This window comes from Pseudomonas sp. Cab53, from assembly GCF_018325965.1.
Lineage (GTDB): Bacteria > Pseudomonadota > Gammaproteobacteria > Pseudomonadales > Pseudomonadaceae > Aquipseudomonas > Aquipseudomonas chlororaphis_E.
Genome location: NZ_AP021902.1, coordinates 792,724 through 808,092, shown reverse-complemented (window position 1 = coordinate 808,092; position 15,369 = coordinate 792,724). Strand labels below are relative to the sequence as shown.

14 protein-coding genes and 1 pseudogene are annotated in these 15,369 nt (G+C 64.0%); 5 read left to right on the top strand and 10 right to left on the bottom strand.

The window, feature by feature from the left end; genetic code table 11:
• Window positions 1-166: 166 nt before the first annotated feature.
• The 3 genes from KI241_RS03425 to KI241_RS03415 are packed head-to-tail and all read right to left on the bottom strand — an operon-like array spanning window position 167 to window position 3,851.
• Window positions 167-1,612 (bottom strand): D-aminoacylase, encoded by a 1,446-nt coding sequence (locus KI241_RS03425; RefSeq protein ID WP_212803369.1) that lies wholly within the window; start codon window positions 1,610-1,612, stop codon window positions 167-169.
• A 1-nt stretch (window position 1,613) separates the two neighbouring features.
• Window positions 1,614-2,474 carry a MurR/RpiR family transcriptional regulator gene (locus tag KI241_RS03420; protein ID WP_123578286.1) on the bottom strand — a complete coding sequence of 287 codons (861 nt, stop codon included), beginning with the start codon at window positions 2,472-2,474 and terminating at the stop codon, window positions 1,614-1,616.
• Between the two features lie 27 nt (window positions 2,475-2,501).
• Window positions 2,502-3,851 carry a gluconate:H+ symporter gene (locus KI241_RS03415; protein ID WP_042732922.1) on the bottom strand — a complete coding sequence of 450 codons (1,350 nt, stop codon included), beginning with the start codon at window positions 3,849-3,851 and terminating at the stop codon, window positions 2,502-2,504.
• Window positions 3,852-4,143: 292 nt separating this feature from the next.
• On the opposite strand from KI241_RS03415, the gene KI241_RS03410 reads away from it, so the two are divergent.
• Window positions 4,144-5,589, top strand: coding sequence for a SulP family inorganic anion transporter (locus KI241_RS03410; protein ID WP_212803368.1), 1,446 nt, complete (start codon window positions 4,144-4,146; stop codon window positions 5,587-5,589).
• Window positions 5,590-5,714: 125 nt separating this feature from the next.
• On the opposite strand, the gene KI241_RS03405 is transcribed toward KI241_RS03410, so the two are convergent.
• The 3 genes from KI241_RS03405 to KI241_RS03395 form a co-directional block, all read right to left on the bottom strand.
• On the bottom strand, window positions 5,715-6,608 hold the full coding sequence (locus tag KI241_RS03405) for an NAD-dependent epimerase/dehydratase family protein (protein ID WP_123578288.1): 894 nt from the start codon (window positions 6,606-6,608) through the stop codon (window positions 5,715-5,717).
• 96 nt (window positions 6,609-6,704) lie between these two features.
• Window positions 6,705-7,622, bottom strand: coding sequence for a LysR family transcriptional regulator (locus tag KI241_RS03400; RefSeq protein WP_212803367.1), 918 nt, complete (start codon window positions 7,620-7,622; stop codon window positions 6,705-6,707).
• Between the two features lie 121 nt (window positions 7,623-7,743).
• On the bottom strand, window positions 7,744-8,334 hold the full coding sequence (locus KI241_RS03395) for an NAD(P)H-dependent oxidoreductase (protein ID WP_042732452.1): 591 nt from the start codon (window positions 8,332-8,334) through the stop codon (window positions 7,744-7,746).
• Window positions 8,335-8,533: 199 nt separating this feature from the next.
• On the opposite strand from KI241_RS03395, the gene KI241_RS03390 reads away from it, so the two are divergent.
• Window positions 8,534-8,848 carry a putative quinol monooxygenase gene (locus KI241_RS03390; protein WP_042732451.1) on the top strand — a complete coding sequence of 105 codons (315 nt, stop codon included), beginning with the start codon at window positions 8,534-8,536 and terminating at the stop codon, window positions 8,846-8,848.
• Here the strand turns inward: KI241_RS03390 and KI241_RS03385 are convergent.
• Window positions 8,838-9,602 carry a sulfite exporter TauE/SafE family protein gene (locus KI241_RS03385; protein ID WP_042732450.1) on the bottom strand — a complete coding sequence of 255 codons (765 nt, stop codon included), beginning with the start codon at window positions 9,600-9,602 and terminating at the stop codon, window positions 8,838-8,840. The two genes, KI241_RS03390 and KI241_RS03385, sit on opposite strands and share 11 nt — an antisense overlap.
• A 215-nt stretch (window positions 9,603-9,817) precedes the next feature.
• Between KI241_RS03385 and KI241_RS03380 the strand changes: the two genes are divergently transcribed.
• Entirely contained in the window at window positions 9,818-10,699 is an 882-nt protein-coding gene (locus tag KI241_RS03380) for a LysR substrate-binding domain-containing protein (protein ID WP_212803366.1), read from the top strand.
• Between the two features lie 97 nt (window positions 10,700-10,796).
• Window positions 10,797-11,141: a cupin domain-containing protein gene (locus tag KI241_RS03375; protein ID WP_003177747.1), complete on the top strand. Its 345-nt coding sequence runs from the start codon at window positions 10,797-10,799 to the stop codon at window positions 11,139-11,141.
• A 215-nt stretch (window positions 11,142-11,356) separates the two neighbouring features.
• Here KI241_RS03375 and mmsB read toward each other — a convergent pair.
• Window positions 11,357-12,243 (bottom strand): annotated as a pseudogene (gene mmsB, locus KI241_RS03370) (3-hydroxyisobutyrate dehydrogenase).
• Between the two features lie 10 nt (window positions 12,244-12,253).
• A complete protein-coding gene (locus KI241_RS03365) occupies window positions 12,254-13,780 on the bottom strand; it encodes a CoA-acylating methylmalonate-semialdehyde dehydrogenase (protein WP_212803365.1) in 1,527 nt (508 codons plus the stop codon).
• A gap of 138 nt (window positions 13,781-13,918) precedes the next feature.
• On the opposite strand from KI241_RS03365, the gene KI241_RS03360 reads away from it, so the two are divergent.
• Window positions 13,919-14,866, top strand: a complete 948-nt coding sequence (locus tag KI241_RS03360; RefSeq protein ID WP_042732468.1) for a LysR family transcriptional regulator — start codon at window positions 13,919-13,921, stop codon at window positions 14,864-14,866.
• On the opposite strand, the gene KI241_RS03355 is transcribed toward KI241_RS03360, so the two are convergent.
• On the bottom strand, window positions 14,863-15,366 hold the full coding sequence (locus tag KI241_RS03355; RefSeq protein ID WP_042732469.1) for an OmpA family protein: 504 nt from the start codon (window positions 15,364-15,366) through the stop codon (window positions 14,863-14,865). The genes KI241_RS03360 and KI241_RS03355 overlap by 4 nt on opposite strands.
• Window positions 15,367-15,369 lie beyond the last annotated feature (3 nt).

Sequence of the window (15,369 nt, the reverse complement as noted above, 5' to 3'; positions counted from 1 at the left end):
GTGCCACCTACCCTGGATAACACTGCACATTTGAAGGCTCCAACGAACCCGTGGCGAGGGAGCTTGCTCCCGCTGGACGCGCCAGCGTCCCCTGCCGTGTGATGATGTCAACACAGGGGCTGCTTCGCACCCCAGCGGGAGCAAGCGCCCTCGCCACACTGACTCATCACCCCGCGAGACTTCCCCGCGCCAGGAACCGTCCTCCCCGGCGCCCATTCGCCTGGCCTTCGTCATAACTCAGGACGCCATTGACCCACACGCCATCAATGCCTTCGGCAGCCCGTTGCGGTTCGATGAAATCGGCGACATCACGAATGGTCTGTGGATTGAACAGCACCAGATCAGCCCAATGCCCTTCACGGATGTCCCCGCGCCCTTCCAAGCCGAAGCGCGCCGCAGAAAGGCCGGTCATTTTATGCACGGCGGTATGCAGCGGAAAAAGCCCGACGTCACGACTGAAATGTCCCAGCACCCGTGGGAAAGCGCCCCACAGGCGCGGGTGGGGAAACGGGTCTTCGGGCAATCCGTCGGAACCGACCATGGACAGCGGGTGGGCGAGGATTCGTCTTACATCACCTTCATCCATGCCGTAGTACACCGCACCCGCCGGTTGCAGGCGTTGCGCCGCGTCCAGCAGCGACACGCCCCACTCGCCGGCAATATCGGTCAGGTCGCGGCCGCCCATCGACGGATGCGGCGTCGACCAGGTGATGGTGATGCGATGGGCGTCAGTCACTTGCTTGAGATCCAGCGTTGAAGAACTCGCCGCATAGGGGTAGCAGTCACAGCCGACGGGATGGTGTCGCGCGGCATTTTCCAGCGCCGCGAGCACCTGTGGACTGCGCCCCCAATTACCGGCGCCAGCGCATTTGAGGTGGGAAATGATCACTGGACTCTGCGCATGACGACCGATCTGGAACGCTTCGGCCATGGCCTCGAGCACGGGCTCGAATTCGCTGCGCAGGTGAGTGGTGTAGACCGCACCGAAGGCCTGCAGCTCTTCGGTCAGTTGCATGACTTCGTCGGTGGACGCGCAAAACGCGTTGGCGTAGGCCAGTCCGGTGGACAACCCCAGCGCGCCGTTCTCCAGGCTTTCGCGCAGTTGCCGGCGCATGGCGGCGATTTGCGGCGCGCTGGCGGTGCGCAGCAGATCGTCCATGTGATTGTTGCGCAACGCCGTGTGGCCCACCAACGCGGCAACGTTGACCGCCGGTGCAGCCGCTTCCACGGCGTCGCGATAATCGCTGAAGCGCGGGTAGGTAAACGCCGAGGCCGGGCCGAGCAGGTTCATCGGGTCGGGCGGATCGCCCCGCAGGCTCACCGGCGAGGCGCTGATGCCGCAGTTGCCGACGATCACCGTGGTCACGCCCTGGCTGAGCTTGGGCAGCATCTGCGGTTGGCGGATCACCACCGTGTCGTCATGGGTGTGCACGTCGATGAACCCCGGCGCCAGCACGCGGCCAGCGGCGTCGATGTCGACCACCGCCCGCGCCGCGCCCACGTCACCGATGCGCTCGATGCGCCCGGCTCGAATCGCAACATCGGCGTCGTAGCCGGGGGTGTCGCGGCCATCGATGACGTGCGCGTTGCGGATAAGCGTGTCGTACAGCATGTCAGTCTCCCAGCGGCAGGTCGTCGTCGCCGCCACGGTAGTCGTCCAGCGCGAGTTTGACCCGCCGCAGGCGCTCTTGATTGTCTTCGGGGTGGGCCAGGGCAAGCTCGGTGGCGAGCACGTCGATGGCCAGCAGCATGCCGTAGCGCGCTGCCGTGGGTTTGTAGATGAACGAGGTTTCGGCGCCTTGCAGGGGCAGCACCCCATCGGCCAGTTGGGCCAGCGGCGAGTCGGCTCGGGTAATGGCCAGGATCGGCGCGCCATAGCCGCGGGCCAGTTCAACGGCATCGAGCAGCTCCGGGGTGATGCCGGTGAGCGAACAGGCGATGACCAGATGGGCTTCGCTGAGCGAGGTGGCGGTGATGCGCATCATCACCGGATCGCGGCACGCGGCAATCGGGTAGCCGAAACGCACCAGGCGCACCTGCAACTCTTCGCAACACAGCGCCGACCAGCCGCCGAGCCCGAACGCATGGATCATCCGCGCCTTGCCCAGCATCCGCACGGCATCAGCGAATCGTGTTTCTTCGAATGCCGACAGGTGCTGGCGCAACGTGGACTCGATGTCACCGACAATCTGTCCATAAAACGCCGATTGCTCGGGCGCGCCCGTCGGGTCGAGAAACCGACTGCCGACACCGCTGGCCTGGGCCAGTTGCAGGCGCAGGTCCCGCAGGTCGCGACAACCGACGCTACGGGCAAACCGTGACAGCGTGGCGCTGCTGACGTCGGCGCGCTGGGCCAGTTCGTCCAGGCTGGCGGAGGCGGCAAAGCCGACGTCGTCGAGCATCAGCCGGGCGATTCGGCCTTCGCCGGCACTGAAGGAATCCTGGCGAGCGCGGATCTGGTAGAGGATGTCCATGGGGGCTCCTGTGTGGGTGCGTAACGCTCAGAGCAAACGCGCAAGCCCGAGGGTCAGGCCGAAGGCGACCAGGGAAATCAGGGTTTCGAGCACCGTCCAGGTCTTGAAGGTCTGGGCAACGGTCATATTGAAGTATTCCTTGATCAGCCAGAAGCCGCCGTCATTCACGTGGGAAAAGATAACCGACCCGGCCCCGGTGGCCAGCACCAGCAGCTCGGGGTGCGGGTATCCGAGGCTGATCGCCACGGGCGCGACGATACCCGAAGCCGTGGTCATCGCCACCGTGGCCGACCCCGTGGCGACGCGCATCAAGGCCGCGAACAGCCAGCCCATGACCAGTGGCGACAACTGGAATGCCTGGGCCAGGCCGACGATCTGCTGGGTGACCCCGGCGTCCACCAGAATCCGGTTCAAGCCGCCGCCGGCGCCCACCAGCAAGGTGATGCTCGCCGTCGGTGCCAGGCATTCGTTGGTGAACTTGAGGATCGATTCGCGGTTGAAGCCCTGGGCCAGGCCGAGGGTCCAGAAACTGAGGAGGGTCGCCAGCAGCAAGGCAATCACCGAGTTGCCAATGAACAGCAGGAACTGGTTGAAACCGCTGCCCGGCGTGGAAATCAGGTTGGCCCAACCGCCGATCAGCATCAGGAACACCGGCAGCAGGATCGTCCCCAGGGTGATGCCGAACCCCGGCAACCGGGCGCGGGGTTCGCGGTCGAGAAACTGCCGTTCCAGCGGATTTTCCGCCGGCAGCGGGATCCGCGGCACGATGAATTTCGCATAAAGCGGCCCGGCGATGATCGCGGTGGGGATGCCAATCAGGATCGCATACAACAGGGTCTGTCCCACGGAGGCCTGGAACGCCTGCACCGCCAGCATCGCCGCCGGATGCGGCGGCACCAGGGCATGGACCACCGAGAGCCCGGCGACCATCGGCAACCCCACCATCAGGATCGACACCCCCACGCGCCGGGCGATGGTGAAGGCAATGGGCACCAGCAGCACGAAACCGACTTCGAAGAACAACGGCAGCCCCACCAGGAAGGCGATGCACACCATCGCCCAATGGGCGTTGCGCTCGCCGAAGCGTTCGATCAGCGTCTGCGCCAGCCGCTCCGCCCCGCCGGACTCGGCCATCATTTTGCCGAGCATCGTGCCCAGGGCCACCACCAGCGCAATGTGCCCCAGCGTCTTGCCGACTCCGGCCTCATAGGCCCCCACCACGCCCGACGGCGGCATCCCCGCCATCAACGCCAGGCCGATGGACACCAGCGTGATCACGATGAACGGATTGAGCCGGTAACGGGCGATCAGCACGATCAGCGCAATGATGGCGATGGCCGCGTAGACCAGCAGCCAGTATCCGAAAGCAGGGGCCATGCGGTACTCCTTGAACAGGGTCACGTCGAGTTGTGAAACTCATAAATCATTTCAAGGAGCATTCTTCAAACATTCTGAAAGTCATTTTCGTGCACAGACAAGAAGTGTCGCCCAGGGACATCGCCCGGCAGGCCTGATGAAAATCCGCTGTGAAACTTTCATTCCTGTGCAAGCAGCGCCGGCGCCCTCAGGTTCACTGTTCTTGCGCCCGGCAATTGCGTACCATCCGCCCCTGTTTTTGCACCACGTCCCCCGGCCGCCGAGCCTCAATCGGTGCCCTGTCAGGTAAATCATGAAACCAGCACGCCTTCGCGCCGACGTCCTCGCCGGCCTCACCACGTCTTTCGCCTTGCTTCCCGAATGCATCGCCTTCGCCCTGGTCGCCCACCTCAATCCACTGATGGGGCTCTACGGCGCGTTCATCCTCTGCACCCTCACCGCCCTGTTCGGCGGGCGTCCGGGCATGGTGTCCGGCGCGGCGGGGTCGATGGCGGTGGTGATTGTCGCGCTGGTGGTGCAGCACGGCGTGCAGTACCTGCTGGCCACCGTGCTATTGGGCGGGGTGATCATGATGGCGTTCGGGCTGTTGCGGCTGGGCAAGCTGGTGCGCATGGTGCCGCACCCGGTGATGCTCGGTTTCGTCAACGGCCTGGCGATCGTGATCGCACTGGCCCAGCTGGAACATTTCAAGAGCGGCGGCACCTGGCTGAGCGGCACAGCGCTGTACCTGATGGCGGGCCTGGTGGCACTGACCATGGCCATCGTCTACCTGTTGCCGCGCCTGACCCGCAGCGTACCACCGGCCCTGGTGGCGATCCTGGGTGTCGGCCTGGCGGTCTACCTGCTCGGCCTGCCCACCCGCACCCTGGGCGACATGGCCCACATCGCCGGCGGCTTGCCGGCCCTCACCTGGCCGGACATTCCCTGGAACCTTCAAACCCTGCAGATCATCGCCCCCTACGCCGTGATCATGGCCATGGTGGGCCTGCTGGAAACCCTGCTGACACTGAACCTGACCGACGAAATCACCGAGAGTCGCGGTTACCCGGACCGTGAATGCGTGGCCCTGGGCGCCTCGAACATCGTCTCGGGCCTGTTCGGCGGCATGGGCGGTTGCGCGATGATCGGCCAGACGGTGATCAACCTCAGCTCCGGCGGACGCGGGCGGCTGTCGGGCGTGGTGGCCGGGGTGATGGTGTTGCTGTTCGTGTTGTTCCTGTCACCGCTGATCGAGCGCATCCCGCTCGCCGCGCTGGTGGGCGTGATGTTCGTGGTGTCGCAGCAGACGTTTGCCTGGGCCTCGCTGCGGGTGCTCAACAAGGTGCCGGTCAACGACGTGCTGGTGATCATCGCGGTGACCCTCATCACCGTGTTCACCGACCTGGCCGTCGCCGTGCTCTGCGGCATCATCATCGCCGCGCTGAACTTTGCCTGGCAGCAGGCGCGGGAGTTGTACGCCGACACGCACCTGGAAGCCGACGGCAGCAAACTCTATCGCCTGCACGGCACCTTGTTCTTCGCCTCGACCACACCGTTCCTCAACCAGTTCGACCCGGCCAACGACCCGGCCCAGGTCACCCTGGACTGCCGCCACCTGCGCTTCGTCGACTACTCGGCCATCGCCGCGCTCATGACCCTGCGCGAGCGCTACAGCAAGGCCGGCAAGCACCTGCGGGTGTTCCACCTCTCCGAGCGATGCAAGCAGATGCTCAAGCGCGCGGATGCGCATCACGACTGAGCGTCCAGCCTCCCACAACCCCTTGTGGGAGCGAGCTTGCTCGCGAAGCCGCCGCCCCAGCCAACCTCGATGTCGACCGGCACACCGCTTCGCGAGCAAGCTCGCTCCCACAAGCAGGGGATCGTTCACACCATCTCGTTGCGTATCCACTCCACCACCGACGTCCGCTTCGGAACCCAGCCCAGCAGTTCACGAGCATTGCGGCCACGCACGCGGCTGTTGGAGCCCAGGCCGTAGTTGGCCATTTCGTAGCCCCATTCGGCCTCGGCCTCGGCCAATGGCCAGTCCTGTGGCTGCCCGAGGCCAAGGGCCTGGGCCATGGCGGTGGTCATGTCGATGAACGAGGCCTCGCCGCTTTCGACGAAGTAAAACGTGCCCGGCACATTGCGGCTCAGGGCCAGTGTGTACAACTGGACCACGTCTTCGATGTGCACGTTGGACCAGATGTTCTGCCCCGGCCCGACATGCCGCACCACCCCGCTCTTGCGCGCTTGCTTGAGCAAGCGTGGCAATTGCACGCTGTCGCGCTTGACGCCCAGGCTGTGGCCGTAGATCAGGGTGTTGCAGATCACCGCCGAATTCACGCCCTGGCTGGCGGCGTCCAGCACCAGCGTATCGATCGCGACACGCGCGGCCTTGTCGGCAGTGGGCTGCGGCAAGTGGTTTTCCTGGTAGATCTCATCGCTGTGATGCCCGCCCGAAGCGTCGCCGACAATGCTCGAACCGCTGGTGTGCAGCAGCACCTTGTTCGAGCCCTTGAGCCCGTCGATCAAGGCTTCGACCGCCCCGCGGTGGTCACTGCTGGCGGCGTTGATCACCGCGTCGGCGGCACGGGCCTGCTCGGCCAGCAGCGCGCTGTCGTCAAGGGTGCCGATCACCGGCTCGATGCCCAGCGCAGTCAGTTCGCTCGCCTGCTCGGCGTTACGCACCAACCCGGTGACTCGATGCCCGGCGCGAACCAAACCGGTGGCGATGGAACCGCCGATGAAACCGGCGGCGCCGGTGATGAATACGTTCATGGTCAAACTCCTTGGCCAGATAAGTGATGGGACGAGTATCGAGGACGGCTGCCGGGGGAAACAGACCGCCTTGCCCAAATCACTCTTGTCCTGGAGTCACGAATCGCCCTTGAATTCCCGCGAGGCGTAGTCGACGAGTTTGCCTTGGATGAAATCGAGAAAGCACTGGATCCGCAACGCCAGTTGGGAGTTGCGGTAGTACACCGCATGAATCGGCTGGCGGTAGCCGCTGTTGGCCTCCGCCAGCAGCACCTTCAACCGGCCGGTACGGATGTCGTCACGGGTCATGAAGTCCGACAGGCAGGCAATGCCCTGGCCTTCCAGCGCCAGGTGCCGCACCGTCTCGCCACTGGAAGCGCTGATGAGCGGCTGGATCGGCCAGCGGTCGCCGTGCACATGGCGCAACGGCCACTGGTTGAGCCCTTCGTTCTGGGCAAACCCCAGCAACGCATGCTCCACCAGTTCGGCGACGCTGGCGGGGGTGCCGTATCGCTTCAGGTAAGCCGGGCTCGCCAGGATGTGCAGCGGGCTGCAACCCAACGAGCGGGCGTGCAGCGTCGAATCGGTGAGGGTGCCGATGCGAATGGCGACGTCAGTGCTTTGCTCCAGCAAATCGATGATCAGGTCATTGCTGTTGAGTTCAAGCTGGATGTCCGGGTAAAGGCTGCGGAACTCTTCGATGTGAGGGACGATGGCGTGGAGCATGAACGGCGACGCGGCGTTGATCCGCAAGCGCCCGGCGGGGTTTTTCTGGCGCGACGACAGACGCTCTTCCAGTTCATCCATCTGGTCGAGGATGCCCTTGGCCTGCTCGAAGAAATACTTGCCCTCCTCCGTCAGGTCCATGCGCCGCGTGGTGCGGTTGATCAGCGTGGTCTCGAGCTTGGCTTCCAGGCGCGACAACGTGCGGCTGACCGCCGACGGCGTTTGCCCGACCTGCTCGGCAGCGGCGGAAATCGATCCGCATTCGATGACGCAGACGAAGATCTGCAGTTCGTCGGATCTGGCTTTCACGTATCCCCCTGTCGACTGAGCTGTTGTGGCAAGGATTTATCCGTGGCGAGGGGATTTATCCCCTCGCCACAGGCAAATCCATTGCCACAGGATAGTAACGGGATGCGTAGGGAAAGGAAGGTCAAGCCTTCAGACCGAACACCTCAACCAGATGCTGCTCATACCGCGCCACATCCGCCTCGATGTTCGGGCGCTTCATCACGTCCACGCACAGGAACGTCGGCAGCGCGGTCATGCCGAGGAACTGATTGGCCTTGTGGAAGGGGAAATACACCGCGTCCACACCTTTGGCCTCGAAGAAGTCGGTGGGGTCGTCGAAGGCCTGTTGCGGGGCGTTCCAGGTCAGGGACAACAGGTATTGTTTGCCTTGTATCAGGCCACCGCTGCCGTATTTCTGCGAAGCATCGGAGCGGGTGCGACCGTCGCTGGCATAGAGGCTGCCATGGCCCTCGGTGAAGACTTCGTCGATGTATTTTTTCACGGTCCACGGCGCGCCCATCCACCAGCCGGGCATCTGGTAGATGATCACGTCGGCCCAGAGGAACTTGGCCACCTCTTCCTGGATGTCGTAGCCGCCGTCGATGAACGTGGTCTTCACATCCAGGCCGCCACGGTCCAGCACGCTGAGCGCCGTGTCGTGAAGGGTGGCGTTGTAGCGACCATCGGAGTGGGCGAATTGTTTGCCGCCGTTGAGCAACAGGACTTTTTTCATGGAGCGCCTCATTCGGTTTCCACGGCACCGCCTCGAAGGCTGCCGAAGGAGAAGGTTGAAAATGATGGCGGCAGACTACCGAGGCACCTCGCGCGGAATAAGCCCCGCACCGGCAAAACTGATTTGACGCAAACGCACGAATCAACCACAGATTGTTGCCTTAGACTCCTGCACCGAAATTCATTCCAGGAGCCACGCGATGAGCGAGCAACACGCTTTCATCCTTCACGCCAAGACCCGCCCGGAAAAAGCCGACGCCTTCGAAGCACTGTTTCGCGCCTATGTCGAACCGAGCCGCGCCGAACCCGGCTGCATCGAATACCACATGCTGCGGGACCAGCAGGACCCCACGCTGTTTATCTTCTACGAGGTGTGGGCCTCCCAGGCACACCTGGACGTGCACTCGAACCTGCCGCACATGCAGCAATTCTTCGCGCAGCGCATGGATTACCTGGAGCGCGACTTCGAGATCCGTCGCATCGACATGCTCAGCCCATCCTCGGCTAGCCGCTGATCAGCAGATGGCCGCCGAGCACCCCGAGGCCCACGAAGAACACACGCTTGAACAACACGGCGTTGATCCGCTGGCGCAACCATTGCCCCAGCCACATGCCCAGCAGCGCCGGCAACAACGCCAGCAATGAAGCGCTCATCTCACCCACGCCCAGGGCGTCGCGCCAGAACAGGCCGGCGGCCAGGGCCAGGGTCGAGACCGTGAACGACAGGCCCAGGGCCTGCACCAGCTCATCCTTGTCCAAGCCCAAGGCTTGCAGATAAGGCACCGCCGGAATCACGAACACCCCGGTGGCGCTGGTGATGACGCCGGTGATCATTCCGCACAGCGGGCCGAGCCACGGCTCGACACCAGCCCCCACCCGCAGCGTCGGCAGCAACAGCCCGGCCAGTGCATACAGCAACAAGGCTCCGCCCAAGGCACGCACGACCCACGCCCCGCCCGTCATGCCGATCCACAGCGTACCGAGCCCGGTGCCCAGGCCTATCGCCAGGAGCAACGGCCACAATCGCCGGATCAACGCTCGCAGGTGCCCACCAAACGCCAGTTGCCAGACGTTGGTCAGGGTCGCCGGAATGACCAGCAGCGCCGCAGCCTGCGTCGGCGCCATAGCCAGCCCGAGCAAGCCCATGGAAAGGGTCGGCAAGCCGAGGCCGATGACGCCCTTGAGGGTGCCAGCCAGCAAGAAGGTGACCATGACCAATAAAGAAAGGGCCGGACCAAGGTTCTGATAGAAAGCGATGAGTGTGTTCATGGGGCCATGGTGAGCCCTGGAGGACAGGTTTTAAATCTGCCATATACTGAGGCAGCCTCTCTTCCCGCAAGAGGCTGAAAACCTTGTGGGGTGCCACTGGCGCCTTCGCGGGCAAGCCCGCTCCCCACTGCGGAACGCATTTCAAACGGTGGGAGCGTGCTTGCCCGCGAAGGCGGCATACCCAACACCGCAGAATTCGAGACAGGACCCCTTCCATGCACTTCGACCTCACCGACCTGCGCCTCTACCTGAACACCCTCGACACCGGCAACATCACCGCCGGTGCGGCTCGTAGCCATTTGTCGCTGGCGGCGGCCAGTGCTCGCGTCCGGGCCATGGAGGCGTCCCTAGGCATCGACCTGCTCGAACGCGGCCGGCGCGGCGTGACGCCAACACCCGCAGGCAAAGCCCTGGCCCAGCATGCCCGAGTCTTGCTGCAACAGGCCGAACGCCTGCAACAGGACCTGGCCGAATACGCCAAGGGCGTCAAAGGCCGGGTGCGGTTGCTGTGCAACACCAGCGCCATGACCGAATACCTGCCCGAGCTGTTGGCCGATTTTCTTCAGGCCCATCTCAACCTCGACATTGACCTGCAGGAATTGCCCAGCTCACGGATCACCCATGCGCTGCGCCAAGGCGCGGCAGACCTCGGGATCGTTTCCGACGCAGTGGACACCGATGGCCTTCAGACCTGGCCTTTTCGGGACGATCCGTTGGTATTGATCCTACCGACCGGACACCCCCTGGCTGACGGTCGCGCCGTGCGTTTCAGCGAGACCCTCAGCCACGATTATGTCGGCCTGAACGCATCCAGCGCCCTGGCGATCCACCTGGAAGAGCAGGCCCTGCACATCGGCTCGCGCATGCAAGTGCGCATTCGCGCCGATGGTTTCGACGGGATGATTCGTATGGTGGCCCATGGTGCAGGCATTGCCATCGTGCCGAAGGCGGCCATCGACCGGCGCCCACCCGAGCCTTCGTATCAATGCCTCCCGCTGCAAGAGCCCTGGGCGCACCGGGCGCTGTTGCTGTGTGCCCGCGACTTCGACGCTTTGCCCGCCTATGCCAGGGCCCTGGCGCGGCATCTGGCTGGTTGAAGCGCGGTTCTGGACAACCCGGTGTCGAACACAGGCATCTTTGCATTCATGCCGCGCGTTAGGGTGCCGGTTCTCTTCCGCCCCTTTCGGAGCTCACATGACCGCACCCATCACCGTCCTGCGCGACACCCATCCGCTGCCCGTACTCGACGCCTGCAAATGGGAAAAACTCGAAGGCGACCCGCACACCGTCAACCTCAACGCCTACACCAGCGAAGACGGCAGCAAGATCATGGGCACCTGGATCTGCACCCCCGGCAAATGGCGGGTGGATTATGTGAAGTGGGAGTACTGCCATTTCCAGGAAGGCTACTGCGTCATCACCCCTGACGGCATGGCGCCGATCCACCTGCGTGCCGGCGACATCTTTGTGGTCGAGCCCGGCATGAAAGGCACCTGGGAAGTGGTCGAGACCGTGCGCAAATACTTCGTCTTTGCCTGAAGCAAAAAAGCGCGGGACCACCCGACGTGGTCCCTCGCAAAACGAAGTCAGCATTGGCCTTGGCGAGGGGATTTATCCCCGTTGGGTTGCGAAGCAACCCAAACTCCGCGTGCGGTGTGTCAGCTTGAACAGGGTTGCTTGGGGGGTTGCTGTGCAACCCAACGGGGATAAATCCCCTCGCCACAAAAGCCCTTCTGCAACCTGTCCCCGCAGGTTTACTGCGGCTTGCGATAGCTGTTAACGATCGCTGAAAAATCCTTGCCGCCTTCGCCGCGCTGGCTCATCGCCTGGTACAACTGCTGCGCCACCGCCCCAGCACCACCGGCTGATGGGCTTGTCGCGCGGCCTCGGTGGCCAGGCCCAGGTCCTTGAGCATCAGGTCGGCGCCAAAGCCACCGGTGTAACCCCGGGACGCCGGCGCGGTTTCGATCACGCCCGGCCATGGGTTGTAAGTGTCCGAGCTCCAGCAACGGCCCGTCGAACTGTTGATGATGCCGGCCAGCACCTGGGTGTCGATGCCCAAGGCGTCGCCCAAGGCCATGGCCTCGCTGACGCCGACCATGGAAATCCCCAGCAGCAGGTTGTTGCAGATCTTGGCGATCTGTCCCGTGCCGACGTCGCCGCAATGCACGATGTTGCGGCCCATCTGCGCCAGCACCGGTTGCAGGGTCGCGAACAGTTCGGCGCTCGCGCCCACCATGAACGTCAGCGTGCCGGCCGCCGCGCCACCGGTGCCACCCGAGACCGGTGCGTCGGCCATCGCCACGCCCTGCTTGGCGGCAGCGGCGGCGACCTCGCGGGCGGTCTGCGGATCGATGGTGCTGCAATCCACCGCGGGCGTGCCGGCGGCGATCCCGGCCAGTACGCCGTCTTCACCCAGCCAGACACTGCGCACATGAGCCGCGGCCGGCAACATGGTGATCACCAGTCCAGCCCCTTGGGCCGCATCGCGCGGCGAGGCGCTGATCGTGCCGCCCAACGCCGCCAGCTCGGCCAATACCGTCTGGTTCAGGTCGAACAGGTTCAACGAATGGCCGGCCTTGAGCAGGTTGCGCGCCATCGGGGCGCCCATGTTGCCAAGGCCGATAAATGCGATGTTCATGTCCGGCTCCTTAACGCAGGTTGATGGTGGTGTTCACGCCGTCATTGACGCTGTCATCATCGAACCAGCGCGCGGTAACGGTCTTGGTCTGAGTGTAGAACTGCACCACTTGTTTGCCGTACGGGCCGAGGTCGCCGAGTTTCGAACCCCGCGAACCGGTGAAGCTGAAGAACGGCACCGGCACTGGGATCGGGATGTTGATCCCCACCTGGCCGACGTCGATCTCACTCTGAAACCTGCGGGCCGCCGCGCCGCTCTGGGTGAACAGGCCCGTGCCGTTGCCAAACGGGTTGGCGTTGACCAGGGCAATCGCCTGGTCGAGGGTGTCGACTTCCAGCACCACCAGCACCGGCCCGAAGATTTCCTCGGTGTAGATGCGCATGTCGGTGGTCACCCCGGAAAACAGGGTCGGCCCGACGAAATTGCCCTGCTCGAACCCCGGCACGCGAATGTCACGGCCGTCGAGTTCCAGCTTCGCCCCTTGCTGCACGCCGCTCTCGATCAACTCGAGGATCCGTGCCTTGGCCCGCTTGGAAATCACCGGCCCCACGTCCGTGCCCGGCTCACTGCCGGCGTTGACCTTGAGTTTTTGCGCCAGTGCCTTCAACTCCGGCAACCACTGCCTGGCCGCGCCCACCATCACCACCACCGAGGTGGCCATGCAGCGCTGGCCCGCCGCGCCGAAACCGGCGCCGACCAGGGCATTGAGGGTTTGCTCGCGGTTGGCGTCCGGCAGCACCACCGCGTGGTTCTTGGCGCCCATCATCGATTGCACGCGCTTGCCATGGCGGCCCGCCAGGTCATACACATGGGTGCCGACCGCAGTCGAGCCGACGAAGGACACCGCCTTGATGTCCCGGTGGGTGCAGAGCGCATCCACCACGTCCTTGCCGCCGTGCACCACATTGAGCACGCCCGCCGGCACACCGGCCTCGATCGCCAGCTCCACCAACAGCATGGTCGACAGCGGATCCTGTTCCGAGGGCTTGAGCACGAAGGTGTTGCCGCAGGCGATGGCCATCGGAAACATCCACAGCGGGATCATCGCCGGGAAGTTGAACGGCGTAATGCCCGCGCACACCCCGATCGGTTGGCGCAGGGTGTAGGTGTCGACGCCACCGGCGACGTTCTCGGCGAACTCGCCCATTTGCAGGGTGCCGATGGAGCAGGCGTGTTCGACCACTTCCAGGCCACGGAAAATGTCACCCTCGGCGTCAGCGATGGTCTTGCCCTGCTCGGCGCTGAGCACGGCGGCGATACGCTTGGAGTGTTCGCGGATCAACGCCTGGAGCTTGAGCATGATGCGCATCCGCGCCCCGATGGACGTCAGCTTCCAGGTCTGGAACGCGTGCTGGGCAGCGGCGATGGCGGCATCGACTTCCGCCGCCGTGGCAAAGGGGACTTTCGCCAGCACCTGCTGGGTGGCCGGGTTGACGATGTCGTGCCATTCGCTGGACTGGGATTCAACCCACTCGCCATCGATCAGCAGTTTGACGGTTTGCAGGGTGGTATCGCTGGGGGTAAGGGAAACATTCATGCTGGCCTCCGGGATTGTTCTTATAGAGAGCGCTGCTTCAGCAGGAACCAGGGCGTACAGACACCTTGGTGATAAGACGGTTTTTGGAGTATAGATGTGCAAACTTCTAATAAGAACGCACATAAAAACCGGTCCATCATGCAAAAAAACCTCACCTCCCTGGGCTCGCTGAACTGGGACGACCTCAAGTTTTTCCTCGAAGTGGCCCGCACCCGCAAGGCCAGCACCGCGGCCAAGCGCCTGGCCGTCGACTACACCACGGTGTCGCGACGCATCAGTTCGCTGGAGGCATCTTTAGGCACGCTGCTGTTCGAGAAATCCCGGACCAACGGTTTTGTCCTGACCGCCGAAGGCCAGCGCCTGCTGGGTTACGCCGAATCGATCGAAAGCACCCTGCACATGGCGTGCGAGCAGGTGTCCGGCTCTGGCGTCGCGCTGTCCGGCCACGTGCGCATGGGCTGCACCGAAGGTTTCGGCAGTTTCTTCATCACCCCGCAACTGAGCCATTTTGTCGACGCCTACCCGGCCATCTCGGTGGACATCCTGCCGCTGCCGCACTTCATCAGCCTCTCCAAGCGCGAAGCCGACATCGTCATCGCCCTCGAACGCCCGGAACACGGCCCGTATGTGTGCTGCAAACTCTGCGACTACCGGCTCCAGCTCTATGCCACCCAGCCCTACCTCGACAACCACCCGCCCATCCAGCGCCCGGCCGACTTGAGCAGGCATTCGTTCATCAGCTACGTGGATGACCTGGCCTTCAGCTCCGAACTGCTCTACCTGGCCAACGTACTCCCCGGCGCCAACGCCCACCTGCGCAGCACCAGCGTGATCGCCCAGTTCGTGGCCGCGCAACAAGGCCGGTCGCTGGCGATCCTGCCGTGCTTCCTCGCCGCCCAGGACCCGCGCCTTTTGCCGGTGCTGCCGGACGAGATCACCGTCACGCGGCAGTTCTGGATGTACTGCCGCGAGGACCTGCGCAAGCTCAAGCGGATCACGTTGTTGTGGGATTACATCCGCGAGGTGACGGAGCGCAATCAGGCGTTGTTGATGGGCGAGAACCGGGAGATGGTGTTCGCCGATTAATCGGCGATGACCACGATGGCGACGCGACGATTCTCGGTGCGCCCGCTGGCCGTGTCGTTGGAGGCGACCGGCTTGCTGCTGCCGAGGCCGCGCAGTTGGATGTTTTCCTCGCGCATGCCGACACTTGCCAGCACCGTGCCGACGCTGCTGGCCCGACGTTTCGACAGTTGTTCGTTGTAGGCTTGCGAGCCCGATGCATCGGTATGGCCATCCACCCGTACCCGCGCAATACCGGCGCCCAACAGTGCCTTGCCGATGCGCTCGACGATTTCGGTGCTGGCCGGGTTGAGCTTTTCCACGTCGCTGCCGAACAGCACCTTGCCCGACAGGCCAAAGGCCCAGCCTTCGTCAGTCAGTTCGAACCCCTGTTGCTGGAGGACGGCAACCTGGGCCGCGCTCAAGCCTTTCTGCGGTGCGGTCTGGCAGCCGGTCAGGGCCAGGACAGCGATCAACACGAACGCGGCGAACCGCCGCAAGGGAAGTTGAAAAAGTACACGCACGAA